The sequence below is a fragment of the Salinimicrobium tongyeongense genome (genome assembly GCF_026109735.1).
GTDB classification, from domain to species: Bacteria; Bacteroidota; Bacteroidia; order Flavobacteriales; family Flavobacteriaceae; genus Salinimicrobium; species Salinimicrobium tongyeongense.
Window position 1 is genome coordinate 2,169,264 of the sequence record NZ_CP069620.1, and the last position, 18,138, is coordinate 2,187,401.

At 47.8% G+C, this 18,138-nt stretch carries 10 protein-coding genes; 9 read left to right on the top strand and 1 reads right to left on the bottom strand.

The features are described 5' to 3' along the window. Positions 1-73 precede the first annotated feature (73 nt). The 7 genes from JRG66_RS09655 (at position 74) to JRG66_RS09685 (ending at position 12,437) form a co-directional block, all read left to right on the top strand. Entirely contained in the window at positions 74-3,904 is a 3,831-nt protein-coding gene (locus tag JRG66_RS09655; RefSeq protein WP_265162565.1) for an efflux RND transporter permease subunit, read from the top strand. Beyond that, on the top strand, positions 3,901-5,154 hold the full coding sequence (locus JRG66_RS09660) for a TolC family protein (protein ID WP_265162566.1): 1,254 nt from the start codon (positions 3,901-3,903) through the stop codon (positions 5,152-5,154). The genes JRG66_RS09655 and JRG66_RS09660 overlap by 4 nt, the downstream gene beginning before the upstream one ends. After that, positions 5,138-6,892: an efflux RND transporter periplasmic adaptor subunit gene (locus tag JRG66_RS09665; RefSeq protein ID WP_265162567.1), complete on the top strand. Its 1,755-nt coding sequence runs from the start codon at positions 5,138-5,140 to the stop codon at positions 6,890-6,892. The genes JRG66_RS09660 and JRG66_RS09665 overlap by 17 nt, the downstream gene beginning before the upstream one ends. A gap of 24 nt (positions 6,893-6,916) precedes the next feature. Next, positions 6,917-7,516 (top strand): DUF3347 domain-containing protein, encoded by a 600-nt coding sequence (locus JRG66_RS09670; protein ID WP_265162569.1) that lies wholly within the window; start codon positions 6,917-6,919, stop codon positions 7,514-7,516. 44 nt (positions 7,517-7,560) lie between these two features. Further along, a complete protein-coding gene (locus tag JRG66_RS09675) occupies positions 7,561-8,079 on the top strand; it encodes a helix-turn-helix domain-containing protein (protein WP_265162570.1) in 519 nt (172 codons plus the stop codon). A gap of 80 nt (positions 8,080-8,159) precedes the next feature. Continuing rightward, positions 8,160-11,156 (top strand): heavy metal translocating P-type ATPase, encoded by a 2,997-nt coding sequence (locus tag JRG66_RS09680; RefSeq protein WP_265162571.1) that lies wholly within the window; start codon positions 8,160-8,162, stop codon positions 11,154-11,156. A 57-nt stretch (positions 11,157-11,213) separates the two neighbouring features. Then, positions 11,214-12,437, top strand: a complete 1,224-nt coding sequence (locus JRG66_RS09685; protein WP_265162572.1) for a permease — start codon at positions 11,214-11,216, stop codon at positions 12,435-12,437. 52 nt (positions 12,438-12,489) lie between these two features. On the opposite strand, the gene JRG66_RS09690 is transcribed toward JRG66_RS09685, so the two are convergent. Further along, a complete protein-coding gene (locus JRG66_RS09690; RefSeq protein ID WP_265162573.1) occupies positions 12,490-14,982 on the bottom strand; it encodes a zinc-dependent metalloprotease in 2,493 nt (830 codons plus the stop codon). A gap of 219 nt (positions 14,983-15,201) precedes the next feature. On the opposite strand from JRG66_RS09690, the gene JRG66_RS09695 reads away from it, so the two are divergent. Both JRG66_RS09695 and JRG66_RS09700 read left to right on the top strand, forming a co-directional pair. Beyond that, entirely contained in the window at positions 15,202-17,061 is a 1,860-nt protein-coding gene (locus tag JRG66_RS09695; protein WP_265162574.1) for a T9SS type B sorting domain-containing protein, read from the top strand. Between the two features lie 51 nt (positions 17,062-17,112). Beyond that, positions 17,113-18,066, top strand: coding sequence for a PorP/SprF family type IX secretion system membrane protein (locus JRG66_RS09700; RefSeq protein WP_265162575.1), 954 nt, complete (start codon positions 17,113-17,115; stop codon positions 18,064-18,066). The last annotated feature ends 72 nt before the right edge of the window (positions 18,067-18,138 follow it).

The window sequence follows — 18,138 nt, forward strand, 5'->3', positions numbered from 1 at the left end:
AAATTGATTTTTTGAACCCTGCAGGCCGGGGTTGCTGTGTTTGTTCACATTTAGATCAATTTAATATCAAAGCATGCTTAATAGAATAATTCATTATTTTTTATATAACAGGTTGGTAACTATGCTGTTGCTGATCTTTATGATTGGCTGGGGTGTGGTCACTTCTCCTTTCGACTGGGATTTTGACCTTCTGCCACGTGACCCTGTGCCGGTAGATGCCATCCCCGACCTGGGAGAGAATCAGCAGATTGTCTTTACCGAATGGCCGGGACGTTCGCCTCAGGATATCGAAGACCAGATCACCTATCCTCTCACAACTGCTTTACTCGGAATTCCGGGAGTGGAATCCATTAGAAGTACGTCCATGTTCGGGTTTTCCAGCATCAACATCATTTTTGATGAAGATGTGGAATTCTACTGGTCGCGCACCCGCATTCTCGAAAAGATCAATTCCCTGTCTCCGGGACTTTTACCCGAAGATGCCCAGCCTACACTTGGTCCCGATGCTACGGCCCTTGGCCAGGTGTTCTGGTATACGCTTGAAGGAAGGGATTCTGCAGGCAATGTTACCGGCGGCTGGAACCTGCATGAGATCCGTTCGGTGCAGGATTACTACGTGAAGCTCGGGTTAAGCGGAGTAGATGGAGTTTCTGAAGTTGCTTCTGTAGGCGGATTTGTAAGGGAATACCAGGTAGATGTAGATCCCGATGCTTTAAAAGCCTTTAATGTGGGCATCGACGACGTGATGATGGCAGTGAAGAACTCCAACCGCGATATTGGTGCCAAGACCATTGAGGTGAACAAGGTAGAATACCTGGTTCGAGGTCTGGGGTATATCGAATCTTTGGAAGATATAGAAAATACCGTGGTGGCAGTCAATGAAAACAAACCTATCCTTATCTCTGATATTGGCGTGGTCACCCTTGGGCCTGCTGAAAGACGCGGAATCCTCGACAAAGCCGGGGCCGAGGTCGCCGGCGGAGTGGTGGTGGCGCGTTACGGCTCAAACCCTTTGGCGGTGATCAACAATGTCAAGGATAAAATAGAGGAGATTGCCCCCGGAATGCCTACAAAGGTATTACAGGATGGAACGGTGAGTAAACTGACCATAGTTCCTTTCTATGATCGCACCCAGTTGATACAGGAAACTTTGGGAACCCTCGAAAATGCCCTTTCTGACGAGATCCTTATCAGTATCATTGTCGTGATCATTTTGGTGCTCAACTTACGTGCGTCAATTCTTATTTCCAGTCTGCTGCCCATTGCGGTGCTTATGACCTTTATCGCCATGCGTTACTTTGGGGTAGATGCCAATGTGGTGGCGCTTTCAGGAATTGCGATCGCTATTGGCGTGATGGTCGATGTGGGGATTGTCTTTGTTGAAAATACCCTGCGGCACCTTGAATTTCCGGAGAACCGCGATGCGCGTGGTGCCAAATTGCTGCAGGTGATCAAAACTGCAACCGTAGAAGTTGGCCCCGCAGTTACCACCGCCCTGGCTACTACAGTGGTAAGCTTCCTTCCGGTTTTCTTTATGGAACACGCCGAAGGAAAACTCTTTATTCCATTGGCTTTCACCAAAACTTTTGCACTGGTGGCAGCTTTCCTGCTGGGCATCCTGGTGCTGCCAATGCTTTCCTATTATTTCTTTTCTTTCAGACTGCAAAAAGAAAGGGTGAACCGTATATGGAACTACAGCCTTGTTGCCGGCGGAATCATTCTCGCCCTTTTATTCTCAATGTGGCTGCCGCTGGCCTTGGCCGGGATTGGAATTTTGAGGTTGCTCGAACCTAAAAGCCGTGGTTTACTGGGAAGGTATTCCCGCGAAATTTCGCTGTTCATCATCCTGGCAGTAACTATCTTCTTCCTCACTACGCACTGGATGCCGCTGGGGCTTAGAAATTCCATTATTGAAAATTACCTGTTCGTGATCGTCCTTTTGGTGATCACCCTGGCAGTTTTACTTTCGGTGGTAAGGTTTTACGAGCCAATCTTAAAATGGTGCCTTCAGAATAAGAAGACCTTTTTAATGCTGCCTGTAATCACCATTCTAATCGGGATTTTGATCTGGCAGGGCTTTCCCAAAATCTTCGGATTTATTGGTGACGGCGCAGAAAAAGTTGGCTGGGAAATTAGGGAAACTGCGGCCTGGGAAGGTGCTTCCGAAGCTTTTCCCGGAGTGGGCAAAGAATTCATGCCTACGTTAAATGAGGGTAGTTTCCTGTTAATGCCCACCGCTATGCCACACCTGGGTATTGAAGGCAGTAAAGAAGTGCTTCAAAAACTGGATATGGCCGTCACTAATATTCCTGAAGTTGAAGTTGCGGTAGGGAAACTGGGAAGGGCCGAAACTGCAATAGACCCGGCGCCTATTTCCATGTACGAAAATGTGATCAACTACAAACCTGAATATATACTGAATGAAGAAGGTGATTTGCAAAGGTTTAGGGTAGACGACAATGGTAATTTTGTGCTGCGGACGGGAGAAGCTTTGTCGAACAGCGAAGCAGTGCTGGGCAATATCACCGCCAAAGACCTTATTCCCGATGAAGATGGAGAATACTTCAGGAACTGGAGGGAACACATTAACAGCCCCGATGATATCTGGAACGAGATCGTAAACGCGACCAGGCTACCCGGAATTACATCGGCTCCAAAACTGCAGCCCATCGAAACCCGGCTGGTAATGCTGCAAACCGGCATGCGCGCTCCCATGGGGATCAAAGTCTACGGGCCTGATCTTGAAACCATTCAGAATTTCGGGTTTGAACTGGAAGAAATCCTTAAACAGGTGCCTTCGGTAAAAGAAGAAGCGGTCTTTGCCGACCGAATTGTGGGAAAACCTTACCTCGAACTCGACATCAACCGGCAAAATATCGCCCGTTATGGCCTTAGCATTGAAAAAGTGCAGCAAACAATCGAAACTGCCATTGGCGGAATGGAGATCACCACCACCGTTGAAGGCAGGGAACGTTATCCGGTGCGGGTGCGGTATCCACGGGAGCTTCGCAACTCCCCGGAGGAGATCGAGCGCATCCTGGTGCCAACACCCACAGGAGCTCAAATCCCGCTGGGGCAACTGGTAGAGGTGCGCTACGTGAAAGGGCCGCAAATGATAAAGAGTGAAGACACCTTTTTGGTGGGTTATGTGCTGTTCGATAAAAAACAGGATTTTGCTGAAGTAAGCGTGGTGAATGATGCGCAGCATCTTATCGCCGAAAAGATTGCTTCAGGGGAACTTGAAGTCCCGCCGGGGGTGAGCTTTGAATTTTCTGGAAATTACGAGAATCAGGTGCGGGCGGTAAAAAGGCTGGCCATCGTTATTCCCATTTCGCTGGTGATCATCTTCCTGCTGCTTTACTTCCAGTTTAAAACAGTGATCGCCTCCACCATCCATTTTTCAGGGGTGTTTGTGGCTTTTGCCGGCGGATTCATCATGATCTGGCTGTACGGACAGCCGTGGTTTATGGATTTCAGCATTTCAGGTTTAAATATGCGCGACTTGTTCCAGATGGGTACGATCAATCTGAGTGTAGCCGTATGGGTCGGGTTTATTGCCCTTTTCGGGATCGCGACCGATGACGGCGTGCTTATGGGAACATACATCCACCAGGTATTTGAGAAACGTGACCCGCAAACAGTGCCCCAGGTAAGGGCAGCCGTTCTCGAAGCAGGTAAAAAACGGGTAAGGCCTGCAATGATGACCACTGCAGTGACAATCATTGCCCTGTTCCCGGTACTTACTTCTACCGGAAAAGGAGCAGATATTATGGTGCCCATGGCAATTCCCATTGTAGGAGGAATGGTCATACAGATCATGACCATCTTTGTAGTGCCGGTATTACAGGCTATATGGCGTGAGACAGTAGTGACCAGAAACGAAAACAAAATTACAGCCGAATGAAAGACGCTCTAAAAATACCTTTTTTGACAGGTCTGTTTTTTCTTCTCTTCGGAAACATAGAAGCTCAGACGCTGGAGGATTACCTGTTAATAGCTGCGGAAAATAATCCGCAGGTCAAAGCAGCATATTCCGAATTTGAGGCCGCCCTGCAGGAAGCGCCGCAGGTGAAGAGCCTGCCCGATCCCACCCTCAGCGTTTCGGCCTTTGGGCAAATGGTGGAGACACGGCTGGGGCCGCAGGAAGCCCGTTTTTCGCTCATGCAGATGTTCCCCTGGTTTGGAACCCTGGAGGCACGCGAAAATGTTGCAGAACTCATGGCCCAGGCTAAATTTCAGGCCTTTTTGGAGGCCCGCAATGAGATCCTGTTGCAGGTGAGCAGTAAATACTATGAACTTTACGAGCTGGAGCAACAGCTGCAGTACCAACAGGAGAATCTGGACATACTTCAGAACTATAAAGATCTGGCGCTTTCGCGGGTAAGTGCCGGCAGCGGAGCATTGTCTGATGTTTTACAGGCAGACATTATGCGGAATGAATCTATTACAGGTTTGGATGTTATCCGACTCAGAAAGGATGTGCTGCTCGCGCAGTTCAACGCTTTGCTAGATCGTGAAAAATCTGAAGCTGTAGTGCTGCAACAGGAAATAGAAATACTTTCCGAAAATGCCATTTTTGACACTCTTGTTGAAAACAACCCACAGCTGGAAGAACTGGAGAATATGGCAGCCTCGGCCCGGGCACGCGAAGAACTGGCGAAAAAGGAAGGAATGCCGAATGTGGGGCTGGGACTGGATTATGTGATCGTTGGGGAGAGAATGGATATGGCAGTTGAAGATAATGGCCGCGATGCCATTATGCCAATGCTCACTGTGAGCCTGCCTATCTTCCGCGGAAAATATAAGGCTGCCCGTAAACAGGCTGCTTTTTTAGCCGAAAGTTACGAGCAGCGAAAAGAAGGATTGAGAAATCAACTTTCAGCAGAAATGGAATCTGCATTTTTTGAAGTGCGCGAGGCGCAGGCCATGCTGCAGCTTTACAGGCGGCAGGTAGAAAGTTCAGAACAGGTACTCAACTTATTGCTTTCCTCTTACCGAAATGCAGCTTCAGATTTTGAGGAGGTATTGCGGGTGAGACAGGAATTATTAAAATATCAGCTTGCGGTGGCTGGCGCAGAGGCCAATTATCTCACCGCATTGGCAAAAATCGATTATTTATCGGGTAACACTTTAGATTATGACAGGCAGAAATAATAATATACTCATCATAGCCGGTGCACTGGTGGCAGGAATCCTGCTTGGCTGGCTCTTTTTTGGCGGCAGTGACGATGCCGAAATTCATGACCACAGCTCAGAAGTTGGGCAGGAAACTATCTGGACCTGTTCCATGCACCCACAGATTCGGGCAACCGAGCCGGGCAAATGCCCAATCTGCGGAATGGACCTTATTCCGCTGGAAAGTTCCGACGTAATGGAAAACCCCGACGCAGTGCAAATGACAGAATATGCCATGAAGCTGGCCAACATACAAACGCAGCAGGTAGGGAATACTTCCGCAGAAAGAGAACTGCAGCTTAACGGGAAGGTTGAGGTAGACGAAAGGATCTCCTACACCCAGAGCACCCACGTGCCGGGAAGGATAGAACGCCTGCTGGTGAATTTCACCGGGGAGCAAGTCCGTCGCGGGCAGGCACTTGCAGTAGTTTACTCGCCCGAGCTTGTCACGGCGCAGGAAGAGCTTTTGCAAGCTTACGCCATTAGAAATACCCAGCCCGAACTCTTTGAAGCGGCCAGGCAAAAGCTGCGCAACTGGCGGATTGGTGAAAACCAGATCAGCCGCATCCTTGAATCTGGAAAAGCCACAGAGCGTTTCAGCATTACCGCCGATGTCAATGGCGTGGTGACCGAAAAACTGGTGGAAGTTGGAGATTACGTGGAACGCGGAATGCCGCTATACCAGATCGCCGACCTCTCAAAAATGTGGGTTTTGTTCGACCTTTACGAGAGGACCATGGGCATGGTTGAAGTGGGAGACACGGTGAATTTTACCGTGGCTTCAATTCCGGGAGAAAATTTTACCGGCACCATTAACTTTATAGATCCCATAATTGACCGCCAGACCCGGGTGGCAACTGCAAGGGTAGAAGTCTCCAATACAGATGAGAGGCTGAAGCCGGGCATGTTCGTTTCGGGCGTGGTGAGTGGCAACGGCCAAACAACAGCCAACGGGCTTACAATTCCGCGGTCGGCAGTGTTGTGGACCGGGAAGCGCAGCGTGGTGTACGTGAACCAGGGCACAGCTTCAAACCCGCTATTTGCGATGCGCGAAGTGGTGCTGGGCCCGCTTTTGGGATCGGCTTATGTGGTGCAGGAAGGCCTGGCAGCGGGAGAAGAGATCGTGGTGAACGGCACCTTTACCGTAGATGCCGCCGCCCAGCTGGCAGGGAAACCCAGTATGATGAATCCTGCCACGGCAACTTCAGCCGCAGCACAGGTTGATGTTAGGCAATACCTGAAGCAGGGAAAACATGACTTCAGAAGCCGGGTTTCCGAAGAATTTCAGCAGGAACTGGGGGCACTGCTGGATGTTTACCTTCAACTCAAAGACGCACTTGTGGAAGGAAACGAAGAAGAAAGCTTAACTTTGACAGGAAGTTTTGCACAAAACCTTCAGCAGGTAAATGCCACCGGATTAACCGGGGAAGCCGCCGAATTCTGGCAGGAAAAGAAGAGGTTTTTGCTGCAGCATTCCGAAGAAGGCATGACCAGAACCCTGGAAAAACAAAGGGAGAATTTTGTTTATCTTTCTGAAGCTTTTATCAAGACCCTGGCGGCTTTTGGTTTGCAGAACAAAACGGTGTATGTGGATTACTGCCCCATGGCAAATTCAGATAAAGGCGCTTACTGGCTAAGCGATGTGGCCGAAATCAGGAACCCATATTACGGCGATGCCATGCTTGGCTGTGGTGAAATTGTAGAACAACTAAAATAGATCAATAACTAAAAAACCTGAACAATGAAAAAAACCAAATTAACAATGTTGGCCCTGGCAGGAGCATTTTTCATGGCATCTTGCGGCGAGAACAAAAAAGAAAATACGCTAGAAGACGGCGCAATGCCAATGCAAAATGAAATGCACATGGCCGATACCGATGAGCACGACATGGATAATATGGGCGGCAACCTGGATGACGGACAAACGGGAGAGGTGGAATTTAGCAATGATGCTGTAGGCAGCGCTTACCAGCACTACCTGCACATTAAGACCGCCCTGGTGAACACCAATGCCGAAGAAGCCCAAAACGGTGGAAAAATGCTGGTGGAAACCCTGAATGAGGTAGAGAACAATGCCCAGGCCCTCGAAGCAGCAAAAACCATTGCCAATTCCCAGGAGGTCAATGAGCAGAGAACCGCTTTTGAAGATCTTTCTATGGCGATGGAAGCAATGTTAAAAGGTTCAGTGAAGTCGGGCGAAGTATATAAGCAGTACTGCCCTATGGCTTTCGACGGAAAAGGAGCTTACTGGTTGTCTTCTTCAGAAGAAATCAGGAACCCGTACTACGGCGACAAGATGCTGAAGTGCGGCAGGGTTGAAGACACCATTAGCGGCAGCTAGACGTGAAGCTGTTCATCAAAAATATGGTTTGTAACCGCTGTAATATGATGGTGAAGTCTGAACTGGAACAGTTCGGGCTTCATCCCGTTACAGTTGAGCTGGGCATGGCCGAAGTAGAGCGCGAGCTTTCTGCGGAAGAAAAAAAGCTGCTGAATGAACGCCTGGAAAAACTAGGTTTCGAACTTATTGATAACAAAAAGACGCGGCTCATTGAGAGTATAAAAACCACGATTGTTGAAATTATTCAAAATCCTGCACAGCTTCCAAAAATGACATTTTCGGAACATCTTTCAGAGAAGTTCCACCAGGATTATTCTGCCCTCAGTAAACTTTTTTCTGAAGTACAGGGCGTGACCATTGAGCAGTACGTGATCAATCAAAAGATAGAAAAAGTAAAAGAACTGCTGGTGTACGATGAGCTTTCCCTTAGCGAGATCGCACATCTGTTGAATTATTCGAGCGTCTCCCATTTAAGCAAGCAGTTCAAAAAAGTAACGGGCCTAACGCCCACCCATTTTAAGCAGGTAAAGGAAAACAAACGCATTCCTCTGGACAGGCTTTAGAATCTTACCACAAATTTCCAGAATTGTATAACATTTCCGCTTTGAATCCTGCCGAACTTTGGGATGTAAAAGTGTAAGAAATGAAACATACTTATAAAATCACCGGCATGACCTGTAACGGTTGCCGGGCGCATGTTGAGAAAACACTTCAGGAGGTTGAGGGAGTAAAAAATGCTACTGTAGACCTTGAAAAATCTGAAGCGGTTATTGAAATGGAGCGGCATATTCCGTGGGATATTTTTGAAACTGCGCTTCAGCAGGCTGGCGGTAATTATCACATTTTAGCCCCTGGAACTTCCGAAGAAGTTTCCGCAGGGAAACCTGTCAAAAATGGCATTTCTGAAGCAGATTCCGGAACAGATGGATCTGTGATGACCCATACCTACAAAGTTACCGGTATGACCTGTAACGGGTGCCGGGCGCATGTAGAAGAAAGCCTTCAAAAGCTTGATGGCGTGAAATCAGCTTTCGTAGACCTTGAAAAATCTGAAGCGGTGATTGAGATGCAGCGGCATATTGAGATAGGTGTATTTGAAGATGCGTTGCAAAAAGATGGGGGCAGGTATCATATTCATTCTTCAGGGGAAAAGGAAAAGTACCAGGTTACGGGAATGACCTGCAATGGTTGCCGCACTCATGTGGAAGAAATCCTGAAAAATGTGGAAGGCGTGCAAGAAGCTTCGGTAGACCTGGAGAAGGCAGAGGCGGTGATCTTGTCAAAAATGCCAGTTCCGGTGGGTGTTTTCCAGGAAGCTCTAAGAAAGGATGGAAGCAGGTACAACATCTATCTGCCGGGGCAGGATATAACTGCTCCGCCAAAACCTGAAAAGCCCAAAGGCAAGGGCACAGGTACTTTTTACTGCCCCATGCACTGTGAGGGTGATAAGACCTATAACCAGCCGGGAGACTGTCCCGTCTGCGGAATGGATCTGGTGGAGGAAGTGAGTTTAAAAGCCGATAAGCCACAGTATACCTGCCCCATGCACCCCGAGGTTGTGGAGGATGAACCCGGAAGCTGCCCTATTTGCGGAATGGAGCTGGTGCGCATGGAACCCGAAGCTTCGGCCGAAAAGAAATCTTACAACAAGCTGCTCAAAAAGTTCAAAATTGCCGTGGCTTTTACCCTGCCCATTTTTCTAATTGCGATGGGCGAAATGATCCCCGGAAACCCCATTTACAACTGGATGAGCCTTGAAGCCTGGAACTGGGTGCAGCTGGTATTGTCAATTCCGGTGGTGTTTTATGCCACCTGGATGTTCTTTGAAAGAGCGTACAGGTCTATAGTGACCTGGAACCTGAATATGTTCACGCTTATTGGAATAGGAGCGGGCGTGGCCTGGCTGTTCAGTGTTTTTGGAATGCTGTTCCCGGGCTGGTTTCCGCAGCAATTTCTCACCCATGAAGGCACCGTTCACGTTTATTTTGAAGCCGCTACGGTGATACTCACCCTGGTGCTGCTTGGGCAGTTGCTGGAGGCAAGAGCCCACAGCCGCACAAATTCGGCCATAAAAGAACTGCTGAAGCTGGCGCCAAATAAGGCCACGCTGGTGGTGAATGGCGAAGAGCAGGAGATACATGCCGACGAGATCAAGGTTGGAGACATTCTAAGGGTAAAGCCCGGAGATAAAATCCCGGTAGACGGAAGTATTCAGAAGGGGCAGACCAACATCGATGAATCCATGATCACGGGCGAGCCGGTGCCGGTGGAAAAAGCCGAGGGCGATAAGGTGACTTCGGGAACTATAAACGGCAACAGGAGTTTCACCATGAAAGCTGAAAAAGTGGGCGATGAAACCCTGCTGGCCCAGATCATTAAAATGGTGAACGACGCCAGCAGGTCACAGGCACCCATCCAGAAACTGGCCGATAAGATTTCGGGATATTTTGTGCCGGTGGTGGTGCTTATTTCGGTCATCACTTTTTTTATATGGGCGGCATTTGGGCCCGAGCCCAGCTATGTGTACGCCCTCATTAACGCCATTGCGGTGCTCATCATCGCCTGCCCCTGTGCGCTTGGCCTGGCCACACCCATGTCGGTCATGGTGGGAGTGGGAAAAGGCGCACAAAATGGAGTGCTTATCAAGAACGCCCAGTCCCTTGAGCAAATGGATGATATTGACGTGCTCATCATAGATAAAACCGGGACCATTACTGAAGGTAAACCTTCCGTAGAAAAAGTGGTGGCTTCGGGAGAGATTTCAGAAGAAACTATAATTAAACATCTGGCTTCAGTGAATGCGCAAAGTGAGCATCCGCTGGCAGAAGCCACGGTGAGGTACGCGAAAGAACAGAATATTGTTTTTTCTGAAGCTTCCGGTTTTAATGCGGTAACCGGAAAAGGAGTTACGGGAATTTCCGAAGAAAAAAAGATCGCCATAGGCAATGAAAAACTGATGCTGCAGGAAAATGCCGAAGTTGCAGAAAGCCTTCAGCAGCAGGTGAAAAAGGAGCAGGAACAGGGAAAAACAGTCTCTTACATTGCGATAGGTTCACAGGTGGCGGGCTTTGTTAGCATTACTGACCCCATTAAAAAGACGAGCAGGAAAGCAATTTCAGATCTTATTGAGGCCGGAGTGGAAGTGGTGATGTTGACCGGCGATAACGAAATTACGGCTTCGGCAGTGGCAAAAGAGCTGCATTTGTCGGGTTTTAAAGCCGGAATGTTGCCGCAGGACAAGATGGAGGAGGTTTCAAGGCTTCAGGCCCGGGGCAAAAAAGTAGCCATGGCGGGCGACGGGATCAATGATGCCCCCGCCCTTGCAAAAGCCGATATTGGCATCGCCATGGGCACAGGAACCGATGTGGCCATTGAAAGTGCCGAAATCACCCTCGTAAAAGGGGATTTGCACGGGGTGGTAAAAGCCAAGAACCTGAGCAAAAAGGTGATGAGGAACATTAAGCAGAACCTGTTCTTTGCCCTCATTTACAATTCGCTGGGAGTGCCCGTGGCGGCAGGACTTTTATATCCCTTCTTCGGAATCTTGCTTTCGCCCATGATCGCTGCCCTGGCAATGAGTTTCAGTTCGGTTTCGGTCATTGCAAATGCGCTGAGGTTAAGAGGGGCGAAAATAGGTTAGTCAAAAATGGCATTTTTGAAGAGTCTTCTTTAATTATTAATTTGTGTAGAAAAACTTATGCAGGATTTTTGGAAGAGCTGGGCAGAAGCAGCTTATACAAGCACAGGATTTTTCTGGATGGCCCTTTGGGCCTTCATTCTCGGGTACCTTATTAGTAGCGGTATACAAATTTTCGTCACCGAAAAGAAGATGCAGGAGACCATGGGCGGAAAGGATTCCAAAGGAGTTCTCTTGGGTACATTTTTCGGCTTTATCAGCAGTTCCTGTAGTTTTGCAGCCCTTGCTTCTACCAAAAGCCTCTTCAAAAAGGGCGCAGGTTTCATCCCGTCAATTGCTTTTCTCCTGGCGTCTACAAACCTTGTGATAGAGCTGGGGATCATCATCGCGATATTCCTGGGCTGGCAGTTTGTGGTTGGGGAATATGTGGGAGGAATCCTTCTTATCCTCATCAGCTGGCTTATTGTGAGGCTTATCAATCCGAAGAAACTCATCAAAAAGGCACGGGAGCGGCTAAAAGGAGAAGAGGATGACGAAAAAGGACCAGACAAAGACTGGAAGGAGAAAATGAAGTCGGAAACGGCCTGGGCAAAAGTGGCGAAGCAGTATGCGATGGAGTGGAAGATGGTGTGGAAGGATGTGACCATAGGGTTCACCATCGCCGGAATTGTTGCGGCTTTCGTGCCAGATTCCTTCTTTAGGACCCTCTTCATCAACAGCGGGCCAGAAGTGGAAAGCCACAGCTTTTTTACCATTTTAGAGCATATCATTGTTGGGCCCGTGGCGGCTTTCCTAACCTTTATAGGCTCTATGGGAAATATACCGCTGGCGGCGCTGCTCTTTGGAAAAGGGGTGAGCTTTGCCGGGGTAATGGCCTTTATTTTCAGCGATCTTGTAGTATTTCCGGTGTTGCGGATCAATGCGAAATATTACGGCTGGAAAATGTCACTTTTCATCCTCTTTTTGCTGTTTACAAGCCTGGTGGGAACTTCGCTGCTGCTGCATTATTCTTTTGATTTGTTGAGTTTGTTACCCAATCCAAACAATGTAAAGATCCTGCAGGCCGAACACTTCAAGATAGACTATACGTTCTTTTTGAACCTGGCTTTCCTCATTATCTCCGGAATTCTGCTTTACATCGGCTTTTTTAAGAGGAAGGATGTAAAGCACATGAAAGAAATGGCACCTAAGAGTCAGCTTATGGAAAACATCATGAAATACCTGGCCTTTATTGCTTATGCCTGGCTGCTTGGAGGCTGGATCGTGAGGATTTGGGTGGTATAAAAAAAAGAGCCGGACAAACGTCCGGCTCTTTTGCTTATTTATTTAGCCGAAATTAGCTGTTTGGGTCAAGGATGAGGTTCACCCTTTCCAAAGCGTCTTCTAAATGATAACGGGTAAGGGTATCTCTGCTGCGACCAATGCTGTTGCGAAGGTCACGCTGAAGTTTCTTAAGTTCGCCTCTCACTACCGGGCGAATATCGCTCTGGGCCACATCAATGTTTGAACGGGTTACCCATGAACGGTAGCGCGCAGGGATTGCTTCCTGCTCTTCGTTCATTAAATATTCCATTCTGTCAATGTAAGCCCGCTGGAGATTTCTTCGGTAGGTGTCAATGTTTTGTCCTCTTCTCAATTCACTCCAGATCCCGGTTCTTAGGTCCTGCATCATCTCCAGAAGTCCGTAAGCATCGCTGCCGTTCATTTCGCGGTTCTCGATCAATCTAGCCATTCTTCCGAAGTCAAGCAGGTTGTTCAAAGTGCGCTCCTGGGTGTTTCTGATCCTTTCCACGTTTCCGTCGAATTCAATCCGGTTAAAGATCTCCTGATCAATCAACCATTCAGGCGTTGAGAACAACTCATCCTGAAGGAAATTCATGGCGTTTTCCTGCTTTTCGGGAGTGACGTGAAAATACACGGCACCTTCCTGGTCGTAGGTCTTGGTTTCTTTGATCACCCCGCCCACATTGGCAGCAACGTGGCCCATATAGCGGTTGTACTGGCTAAGTACCTGCTCATACATGGTTTCAAGGTCTTCGTAATCCTTACCTTTTTCGGCAGTCCATTCGATGAGGTTGGGAACTATTCTTTTCAGGTTTTTGATCCCGTACTGGCTGGCAAGCACAGCGTCGTCTCCCAGGTCTTCGGTTTGGGAAGTAGGATCTATCACCCCGCTTTGCTGCGCCCCGAAGCGATATACCGGGTCGCCTGCTTTTTCAAGGATCCATGAATCGAGCACCTCTTTTTCTTCTTTGCCTTCTTTTTCAGGAATCGGTTTGTAACCCCACATGATAGAATATTTATCGTAAGGCCCAATGTTTGGCATTAGCGCCACGTCACCATCTTCGGGCTGGGCGATATAGTTGAAACGCGCATAATCCATGATAGAAGGCGCAGTTCCATATTTTTGGGTGAATTCTGGGTCTCTTAGAGATTCCACCGGGTAAGCAACACTGCTCCCCATATTGTGGGGCAATCCAAGGGTGTGGCCTACCTCGTGAGAAGATACAAACCTTATCAACCGGCCCATGATCTCATCTTTGAATTCAACCCTGCGGGCATCTTCGTTTATGGCGGCGGTTTGCACAAAGAACCAGTTTCTCAACAGGGTCATCACGTTGTGGTACCAGTTGATGTCTGACTCCAGAATTTCCCCTGAACGCGGATCGCTCACGTGCGGCCCGTTGGCATTTGGAATGGGGGAAGCTAAATATCGAACCACCGAATAACGAACATCTTCGGGGCTCCAGTCCGGGTCTTCTTCTTTTGTTGGAGGATCTTTGGCAATAATGGCATTTTTAAAACCTGCAGCTTCAAAAGCGACCTGCCAGTCTTCAATTCCCTGCTTGATGTATGGGATCCACTGTTTTGGAGTGGCACGATCTACGTAATACACTATGGGTTCTTTAGGTTCCACCAGTTCCCCGCGCTTGAATTTCTCCATGTCTTCTTCCTTCACCTCCAGTCTCCAGCGGTCAAGGTAGCGCACGGTTTCACTTTTTTGAGCATCAAGACCGTAATCTGTCTGGCTTGATGTGAACCAGCCTACCCGCTCGTCAAAATACCTTCTTTCCATGGGTACTTTTGGAAGCAGGATCATGGAGTTGCTCATTTTTACTGAAATAGATCCGGTGTGGGAGTTTGATGGCGGTTCCCCGGCGTTATAGGTCTTTACGTGGCGCACTTCAATATTTTCAGGATAGCTCCTGATGGTGTCTATGTAAGACCGGCTGTCGTCAAGACGGCTTATTTTATAGTCTTTCCTGCGTCTTTCAGGAAAACCAAGGGCCTGCACATCTTTGGTGTAAAGGTCGGTCACCTTGATTACCGTAGAGTTGTTCACAGAATCTTTACGGAAGGCTTCAATGTCAAACGAGAAAAGTATGGGTTCAAAGTTTGAGTTCACCACAGCTTCGTGCACCGGAAGCGAATCGGCGGCATAAACATCATGGGAGACAACGCGAAGCAGCACGTTTTTGTTCTTCTTTTCCCAGCGAAGCACCTGTTCATTCTGTTTTCCACCCCCAAAGCCAATACCCGAGGCAGTCTGGGCAATTCGAGTCACCATGAGCATTTCCCGGTTAAAGAGGCTGTCTGGGATCTCGTAGTAATAATCGTCATCAATTTGATGTACTGTAAATAATCCGGAATCCGATTTGGCTTTTTTGGTGATCACCTTGTCGTAAGGCTTGACCCCGTTCTTTTCTTTTTCAGAAGCTTTGGCTGCTGTAGCGTTCTTTTTGTCCTTTTCAGGTTGAAAGACGGCACAGCTCGTTAGTGAAAAAGAGAAAAAAACGAGTACCAGCCGGAACAATAGTCGGTTGTTCATTAAGTGTAAAATTTTAGTTAAGAATGGCTCAATTTAAAGAAACAGTTTGCAGTTGCCTAACCCGAAGCTGTTAAATAAAAAGAGATGCACTTTGCTTAGTCTTTGACAGGACAGGCATTAAAAGGTTTAAAATAAAATCTTAAGAAGTAAGATTTAAACTGAAATAAAATGCTAATAATTTCTTAAAGTCTATCGCTTTCCTTGTACCTTTGAAGGAAGATGAAGGTTTTCAGCTTTCTTGTTTTTCTTTTATTCGCCGGAAATGCCTTTTCCCAGCTCGGTTTTTGTCCCGGTAGTAAAGGCGATGCTATTTTTCATGAAGATTTTTCGTCTGGTACTTTACCAGCGGGAACCACAAGTTACCCGCGTGTTTCGGGAGATCCTCAGGACGGTTACTACACTATTTCAGGTACAATTGGTCAGGGAATTCAAGACTGGCATTCTTCTCTGCCCAACACCACATTGTCTAACGGCAATGCACTTATTGTTAATGCCGACGACAAGAATGCGGGGCTGTTTTTCCGCAGAGAAATATCGGGCTTATGTGAAGCCACTACTTATGAATTCTCTGCCTATCTGATGAATATTTTAAGCCCCGCTCGAACCAGCTGTGCCAACGGCGGGATTCCCATCAATGTGAAGTTCCAGATTTGGGATAAAACAGATACCTTTTTATTAGCCGAGGGAGATACGGGAGACATACATTCTTCGAACTCGCCCTACTGGGAGCAGTTTGCGCTGACTTTTCAATCACAGGCAGGGCAGGATCTGGTCATCCTCAAAATGTACAATAACGGAATTGGTGGCTGTGGGAACGATCTCGCCATTGATGATATAATCTTCAGGTCCTGCGGGGATCTCACAAAAGTAACCTCTGCCGCAACTCCCGGCAGCACTTTGGAGGTGTGCGAACCCGCTGCTCCCGTAAGTGTACAACTCACTGCCACACCAGATCATAGCGTGTACAACACCCACGCTTTTCAATGGCAGGAAAGCTTTGATGAAAGTAACTGGCAGGACATTCCCGGCCAAACAAACAATGTCTATACTTCTCCGCAGATTCATACCACCCGGTACTACAGGGTTAAAGTTGCCGAAAGTTCGGTTAACCTGAACAGTAATCTCTGTAGTTCGGTTTCTGAGCCTTTTGCCGTAAATATTGTAAAAACCCCTTTAGCACCGGTTAGTGGCGGGAATAAGAAAATATGCGACGGAGAAGCTTTTCCCTCGCTGGTGGTGAGTACGGCGAATGATGAGTTGGTAACCTGGTACAACAGTGCCACGGGGGGTGTTGAGGTGGCAACGGGAAATACTTTTGTGCCTGCAGCCGCCGGAACTTATTATGCCGAAGCCGCGAAAACCGGCTTTAACTGCATTCCCGGGCCCCGCACGCCGGTGACTTTACAGGTTTTTCCTGCGCCCCAGCCCAAACATGAAACCCTGTTGTTATGTACCGGCAGCCCGACTCAACTCGCTGCCACCCCCGGAAATTTCACCTATACCTGGAGCACAGGTGCCGTGGGCATGACAATTTCTGTGACACAACCCGGTAATTATTCGGTAAGCCTTACAAATTCCAACGGGTGCAGTGCCGTGAGCACATTTGAAGTTACTGCGGTTAATCTTGCCGAAATTTCCAAAGTTACTTCGGAAGCCAGTAGCGTTATCATAAAAACAGCGAACCCCGGGGAATTTGAATTTTCTCTCGATGGGGTCAACTTTCAGCAGTCGAATATTTTTCAGAATATCCCCGGCGGAATTTATACGGCTTATGTTCGGGATCTCGAGGGATGTAAGACTGTTTCTGAAGAATTCCCTCATCTTGTCGTCCCTCAGTTCATCACCCCCAACAGTGATGGTTTCAATGATAGTTTTGAACTAAAAGGCGTTGAATATTTCAGCAGTTCAGAGATCAGGATTTTTGACAGGTACGGGAAGTTACTGGCTGCCGGAAGCGGGGCCACGTTTTCATGGAACGGGCTTCACAATGGAAAGGAATTGCCTTCAGAAGACTACTGGTACCAGATTTTTATTGAGGGTTTTGAGCCTGTAAAAGGGCATTTTTCATTAAAACGTTAACTGTTGCGGCCAAAGAAAAAAAATAAGTGTTTAAAATGCCTTTTTTGGGGGGTGATCTTTGGGGCTTTACTTCATTTCCGGGAAAGTGCAGCCCAGGAGATCATTCCTACTTATTCAGATTATCTTACAGACAATCTTTTCCTGTTGCATCCTTCGCTTGCGGGTGCGGCACTTACCAATCAGCTGCGGTTAACAGCCAGGCAGCAGTGGTTTGATGTTGATGATGCCCCGGGAATGCAAAGCCTTACGATCAATGGCCGAATGGGCAATAAAGAAGGTGTTGGTGCCATTCTTTTCAATGACCAGAACGGCAATTTTTCTAAATCGGGCGTTTATGGTGCCTTCGCTTATCATTTACGGCTGCCTGCGGGAGATTTGCAGTTGCATAGACTGAGTTTTGGGATTAGCGCAGGGGTAATTCAACACCGCCTTGACCCGTCTGGGTTTACGCAGCCCGATCCCCTTTTAGGGCAGGAGAAAATTTCGGTGAGCTATGCGAATATGGATGTGGGAATGTCATATTTCAATAAAGATCTTTATGTGCATGTCACTGCAAAGAATCTTTTGCCAGTAAAAGAAGAACTTTTCAACAGTACGGGGATTGCCAGTAATCTACGTCGGTATTATTTAACTGCCGGTTACATCATCTCCCCGGCATACGATTGGTTTATTGAGCCTTCGGCCATGTTGCAGCTCGTTGAAGACACTTCGGAAAAAATTGCGGATGTCAACCTGAAGGCTTACCGCAATTTTGAACTGGGACAAATATGGGCCGGCCTGTCTTACCGGCAGGGGCTCGTTAAAATGGAAGGAGACCTGGAAAACCCGAGATATTTTACTCCTTTTGCAGGGGTGGAATACCGAAAATTCTTAGTTGGTTACACTTATTCCCGGCAGTTCAATGAGGTGGTTTTTAGCAACAGCGGCTTTCATCAAATCACGCTTGGTTATAATTTTGGAGCCCCGCGCACCCGGTATCACTGTGGCTGCCCGGCCATTAACTAATACATTGTTGCGCAAGAACCAGGAGCCAAGATTTTATTTAAAATTGAAAAGCCTGAAGCTAAAAAGGAACCC

What these genes read in the sequence shown, in the direction of transcription:
- JRG66_RS09670 (WP_265162569.1), top strand. Translation starts at nt 6,917, where the DNA reads ATGAAAAAAACCAAATTAACAATGTTGGCCCTGGCAGGAGCATTTTTC.
- JRG66_RS09685 (WP_265162572.1), top strand. Translation starts at nt 11,214, where the DNA reads ATGCAGGATTTTTGGAAGAGCTGGGCAGAAGCAGCTTATACAAGCACA.
- JRG66_RS09690 (WP_265162573.1), bottom strand. Translation starts at nt 14,982, where the DNA reads ATGAACAACCGACTATTGTTCCGGCTGGTACTCGTTTTTTTCTCTTTT.
- JRG66_RS09675 (WP_265162570.1), top strand. Translation starts at nt 7,561, where the DNA reads ATGATGGTGAAGTCTGAACTGGAACAGTTCGGGCTTCATCCCGTTACA.
- JRG66_RS09665 (WP_265162567.1), top strand. Translation starts at nt 5,138, where the DNA reads ATGACAGGCAGAAATAATAATATACTCATCATAGCCGGTGCACTGGTG.
- JRG66_RS09655 (WP_265162565.1), top strand. Translation starts at nt 74, where the DNA reads ATGCTTAATAGAATAATTCATTATTTTTTATATAACAGGTTGGTAACT.
- JRG66_RS09695 (WP_265162574.1), top strand. Translation starts at nt 15,202, where the DNA reads ATGAAGGTTTTCAGCTTTCTTGTTTTTCTTTTATTCGCCGGAAATGCC.
- JRG66_RS09660 (WP_265162566.1), top strand. Translation starts at nt 3,901, where the DNA reads ATGAAAGACGCTCTAAAAATACCTTTTTTGACAGGTCTGTTTTTTCTT.
- JRG66_RS09680 (WP_265162571.1), top strand. Translation starts at nt 8,160, where the DNA reads ATGAAACATACTTATAAAATCACCGGCATGACCTGTAACGGTTGCCGG.